Origin of the sequence: Nocardia wallacei (assembly GCF_029869545.1) — a bacterium.
In the GTDB taxonomy this organism is placed as follows: Bacteria; Actinomycetota; Actinomycetes; order Mycobacteriales; family Mycobacteriaceae; genus Nocardia; species Nocardia wallacei_A.
Window position 1 is genome coordinate 1 of record NZ_JARWQD010000028.1, and the last position, 4808, is coordinate 4808.

Genomic DNA, 4808 nt, shown 5'->3' on the forward strand with positions numbered 1-4808 from the left:
CCTTTCGCGCAAGTAGGTGCCGATCCCGGCCAGGCAGCCGCCCCCGCCGGGGGGGGGGGGCGGCCCCCCCCCCCGCCCCCCCCCCCCCCCCCCTCCCCCACGCCCCGCGCCCGGCGGCCGCGCGGGCCCGCCCCCCCCCCCCCGCGGCCGCGTTCGCCCAGTACGCGGCCGACAATGCCACGCGCACCGTGTCATTCGAGGACTTCGGTGCCGATCGGGCGAAGGCGCTGGGCATTTCGCCCGATGCCTTCGCCCAGCTGAGCTACCAGCTCGCGCATCGGCGCAGCAAGGGGCTCATCGGCGCCACCTACGAGTCGATCGCCACCCGGCAGTTCCGGGGCGGCCGCACCGAGGCGATGCGGGTCGTCACCCCGCAGATCCTGGAATTCGTTGCGGCCATGGACGACCCGCGAGCCGATGCCGACACCAAGCGGGCGAAGGCGACCGCGGCCGCGACGGCACATGTGCAGCGGGCCAAGGAATGTCAGCGCGGCGAGGCACCCGAACAGCACCTGTGGGAGCTGCAGCTGATCCAGCGCCGCCGCGGCGAACAGCTGGGCGCCACCGACCCGATGCCGTTCTACGACAGCCCGGGCTGGACGATCACCCGCGACGACTACCTGAGCACCAGCTCCGCCCCGTCGGCCAATATCGAGTACTTCGGTTTCGGCTGCACCAGCCCCAAGTGCATCGGCGTCGCCTACGTCCTGCTGCCCGACCGCTGGAACCTCTACCTCGCCACCCCGAAATCCGTTGCGTCCCAAATGCACGACTTCGCCGAACAACTGCGCCTCGCCGTCCACGAACTCCAGGAACTGCTGAGCGCTCGAGCGGAATAGGAACCACCGATCGCGGGTGCCCGGCGGGCACCCGCCCGGGGCGGGGCTGTGACCAGCGAAAATCAGGGGTGGTCGGGCGTTGTGGTTGCTAGCGTGAACGCTTGTGAACGACACGCGCGCACCCGAATTCACCTGGCGGCGGGTGACTTCGGCCGACTTTCCGTTGCTGGCCACGTGGCTGGCGCAGCCGCATGTGCGGCGGTGGTGGAATCACGAGTTCACGCCCGAGGCCGTCGAGCGTGACTTCGGCCCGACCGCGCGCGGGGAGGAACCGGCCGAGGATCTGCTCGTCCTCGCCGACGGGCAACCGGTCGGGCTGGTGCAGCGGATGCGGTGGGCCGATTGGCCGGAGTATTTCGACGAGCTGTCGACGCTGGTCTCCGTGCCCGCGGAGGCGGCCTCGCTGGACTACCTGGTCGGCAACCCCGAGCGCGTCGGACGCGGGCTCGGCTCGGCGATGCTGCGCGCGATCATCGCGGCCACCTGGGCCGACTACCCGCGCGCCGAGTGCATCATCGTCCCGGTGACCGCCGCCAACCTCGGCTCCTGGCGCGCCCTGGAGAAGGCCGGGCTGCACCGGATCGCCGAGGGCCGCCTGATCCCGGACAACCCGGTCGACGACGGCCGTCACTTCGTCTACCGCATCGATCGCCCGGCCGCTCCCGGCTGACGGCCGCGGTTCCCGGCCCGGGGCGCCGAATACTCGATTGCGGAACGTGCGCGGGTATCTGAAAGAATGCCCTCTCGTGAAGACTTTCGAAGCCCTGTTCGCCGAGCTGCAGGATCGTGCGGTCAACCGCCCCGAGGGGTCCGGAACCGTGGCGGCATTGGACGCCGGCGTGCACGCGCAGGGTAAGAAGGTGCTGGAGGAGGCCGGTGAGGTGTGGCTGGCCGCCGAACACGAGAGTGACGAGGCGCTGTCGGAGGAGATCTCGCAGCTGCTGTACTGGGTTCAGGTGCTGATGGTGGGCCGCGGCCTGCGGCTCGAGGACGTGTACCGACATCTGTGACGGTCAGCCCGCCGAATGCTCGGCGAGATCACCCCTCCGTCACGAGTCCCGAAAGGACACCCTCATGCTCCGCGTCGCAGTCCCCAACAAGGGCGCCCTGTCCACCTCGGCCGTCGAGATCCTCGGCGAGGCCGGTTATCGCAAGCGCACCGATTCGCGCGAGCTGTCGGTGCTCGACAACGCCAACCAGGTCGAGTTCTTCTTCCTGCGCCCGAAAGACATTGCCATCTATGTGGGTTCGGGCGAGCTGGATCTGGGTATCACCGGACGAGACCTGGCGCTGGATTCGGGTGCGCCGGTGCAGGAGCGGCTGAGCCTCGGGTTCGGCCGCTCCACCTTCCGCTACGCCGCCCCCGCCGGTCGCGAGTGGAAGGTCCAGGACCTCCACGACAAGCGCATCGCCACCTCGTATCCGAACCTCGTCCTGCGGGATCTGCAGCGCCACGGCGTCGAGGCCGAGGTGATCCGCCTCGACGGCGCCGTCGAGATCTCCATCCAGCTGGGCGTGGCCGACGCCATCGCCGATGTGGTCGGGTCGGGGCGCACCCTGCGCCAGCACAATCTGGTGGCGTTCGGGGAGTCGCTGTGCGATTCGGAGGCCGTGCTGCTCGAGGCGGCCGGGTCCGACCGCGACGACAAGGCCCGCAATCAGCTGGTCGCCCGCGTGCAGGGCGTCGTCTTCGCCCAGCAGTACCTGATGCTCGACTACGACTGCCCGAAAGAACTGCTCGACGCCGCCGCGAAGATCACCCCCGGCCTGGAGTCGCCCACGGTCTCCCCGCTGGCCGACCCCGGCTGGGTCGCGGTGCGCGCGCTGGTGCCGCGCAAACAGGGCAACGACCTCATGGACCAGCTCGCCGAGCTGGGCGCCAAGGCGATCCTGGCCACCGATATCCGCTCCTGCCGGGCGTTCTGAGCGGTTACGCCTCGGCGGCGTCGGGCCGGCCCGGGTACGGCGGCGGGGCGCCGCCGAAGGCCGGGCACAGCGGTTTGTAGTCGCAGAATTCGCACAGCCACCCCGGATTGGGCAGGAATTCACCGGTGCGCCCGGCCGCGCTGATCGCCGCCCACAGCGCGGACAGGATGCGTTCGAACCGCCGGAGCTCGGCCTCGTCGGGGGAGTAGGTGAGGATCTGGCCGTCGGCCAGGTAGATGAGCCGGAGCTCGGCGGGGATGACGCCGCGGGTCCGCAGCATGATCAGCGCGTAGAACTTCAGCTGGAACAACGCCCTGGTCTCCCCGGCGGGCCCCGGGGAACGGCCGGTCTTGTAGTCGACCACGCGCAACTGCCCGGTGCGGGCGACATCGATGCGGTCGACGTAGCCACGCAGCGGGGAGCCGTCGTCCAGATTCGCCTCGAGCAGCGATTCGCAGGATTCCGGGTCGAAGGCGGTCGGGTCCTCGAGGTCGTAGTAGGCCCGCACGAGTCCGCGGACCTCGTCGAGAAATGCGGCCGGGCCGCCGTCGGCGACCAGCGCGCCGACCTCCGGGCGTTCGGCCAGCAAACGCTCCCAGGCGGGCGTGACCAGGGCCGCCGCGCGCTCCGGAACACGTTCACCGCTCGGTAACCCGTACAGCGATTCCAGTACCGCGTGCACCACCGTTCCCCGCACGGTATGCCGAGTCGGCGATTCCGGAATGCGATCAATGGCGCGCAATCGATATTTCAGGCCGCATTGTTTGAAATCCATTGCCCGTGACGGCGACAGCGCCGGGGACCGGCCCGGGGCGTCGTCCTCGGGGGCCGGGGTCGTGGTCGGTGGCGCTGCCATACCTGGCAGGCTATCCGGGGGTACCGACACCTCGGTGACCGCCGACGAACACGCAGAAACGGAGATCCATGACGGCCAGACGGACCGGACCGTTCACCGACGGGGATCGGGTGCAGCTGACCGATGCCAAGGGCCGCCAGCACACTGTCGTGCTGGAGCCGGGTAAGGAATTCCACACCCACAAGGGCCCGATTCGCCACGACGATCTGATCGGTGCCGACGAGGGCAGCGTCGTGCAATCCGCCAACGGCACACCGTATCTGGCGTTGCGTCCGCTGCTGGTCGACTACGTGCTGTCGATGCCGCGCGGGGCCGCGGTGATCTACCCGAAGGACGCCGCCCAGATCGTGCACGAGGGCGACGTGTTCCCCGGCGCGCGGGTGCTCGAGGCCGGGGCCGGATCGGGCGCGCTGACCTGCTCGCTGCTGCGCGCGGTCGGTCCCGAGGGACGGGTGATCTCCTACGAGGTCCGCGACGATCACGCCGAGCATGCCGTCCGCAATGTCGAGCGATTCTTCGGCGAACGCCCGGCGAACTGGGATCTGACCATCGGTGACGTCGCCGACCACGACGGCGGGCAGGTCGATCGCGCGGTCCTGGACATGCTCAAACCGTGGGATGCGCTGGACGCGGTGTCCAAGGCCCTCATCCCCGGCGGTGTCCTGATCGTCTACGTCGCGACGGTGACCCAGCTGTCGGAGATCGTCGAGGCATTGCGGCAGCAACAATGCTGGACCGAACCGCGGGCCTGGGAGTCGCTGGTGCGCCCGTGGCATGTGGTGGGGCTGGCCGTGCGCCCGGAGCACCGCATGCAGGGCCATACGGCCTTCCTGGTGAGCGCGCGCCGCCTGGCCGACGGTGTCACCCCGCCCAAGCCGCAACGCCGCCCCTCGAAGGGCTGAGCGCCCCCTACAAAGGGCGTGGGGGACAGAAGTAACCGGGCGTAGGGGTGGGGAGATCGGCAGGCTTGGCGGTGGGAGATCGGCAGGCTTGGCGGTGCGAGATCGGTAGGCATGGCGGGTGCGCGATCGGCATGCCTGGCGGTGGGAGATCGGTAGGCCTGGTGGTGGGAGATCGGTATGCCTGGCGGGCGCGATCGGTATGCCCTGGCGGGGTGGGGGTACGCCGCCCCCGCCGGTGTTGGGGTGGTGGGGGGGGGGGTTGAGGGGGGGGAGGGGGCCGTTGCC

Annotated in this window: 6 protein-coding genes; 5 read left to right on the plus strand and 1 reads right to left on the minus strand. The window is 70.1% G+C overall.

Annotated elements, in window-relative coordinates:
• The 4 genes from QH290_RS01410 to hisG form a co-directional block, all read left to right on the plus strand.
• Positions 1 to 839: choline/carnitine O-acyltransferase (locus tag QH290_RS01410; protein ID WP_280381749.1), on the plus strand; the 839-nt coding region annotated here is incomplete at its 5' end.
• A gap of 103 nt (positions 840 to 942) precedes the next feature.
• The gene (locus QH290_RS01415) at positions 943 to 1509 is read left to right on the plus strand and encodes a GNAT family N-acetyltransferase (RefSeq protein ID WP_280381750.1); all 567 of its coding nucleotides are present in this window, start codon (positions 943 to 945) and stop codon (positions 1507 to 1509) included.
• Positions 1510 to 1567: 58 nt separating this feature from the next.
• Positions 1568 to 1849 carry a phosphoribosyl-ATP diphosphatase gene (locus QH290_RS01420; protein ID WP_174556878.1) on the plus strand — a complete coding sequence of 94 codons (282 nt, stop codon included), beginning with the start codon at positions 1568 to 1570 and terminating at the stop codon, positions 1847 to 1849.
• Between the two features lie 64 nt (positions 1850 to 1913).
• A complete protein-coding gene (gene hisG / locus QH290_RS01425; RefSeq protein WP_280269981.1) occupies positions 1914 to 2765 on the plus strand; it encodes an ATP phosphoribosyltransferase in 852 nt (283 codons plus the stop codon).
• A gap of 4 nt (positions 2766 to 2769) precedes the next feature.
• Here the strand turns inward: hisG and QH290_RS01430 are convergent, their stop codons facing one another.
• Positions 2770 to 3687, minus strand: a complete 918-nt coding sequence (locus tag QH290_RS01430) for a RecB family exonuclease (protein WP_280381751.1) — start codon at positions 3685 to 3687, stop codon at positions 2770 to 2772.
• Between the two features lie 2 nt (positions 3688 to 3689).
• Here QH290_RS01430 and QH290_RS01435 point away from each other — a divergent pair, with 2 nt between their 5' ends.
• Positions 3690 to 4523: a tRNA (adenine-N1)-methyltransferase gene (locus QH290_RS01435; protein ID WP_280269980.1), complete on the plus strand. Its 834-nt coding sequence runs from the start codon at positions 3690 to 3692 to the stop codon at positions 4521 to 4523.
• Positions 4524 to 4808: the final 285 nt, after the last annotated feature.

Coding starts and splice junctions, on each gene's coding strand:
- hisG (WP_280269981.1), top strand. CDS start 1,914: ATGCTCCGCGTCGCAGTCCCCAACAAGGGCGCCCTGTCCACCTCGGCC.
- QH290_RS01435 (WP_280269980.1), top strand. CDS start 3,690: ATGACGGCCAGACGGACCGGACCGTTCACCGACGGGGATCGGGTGCAG.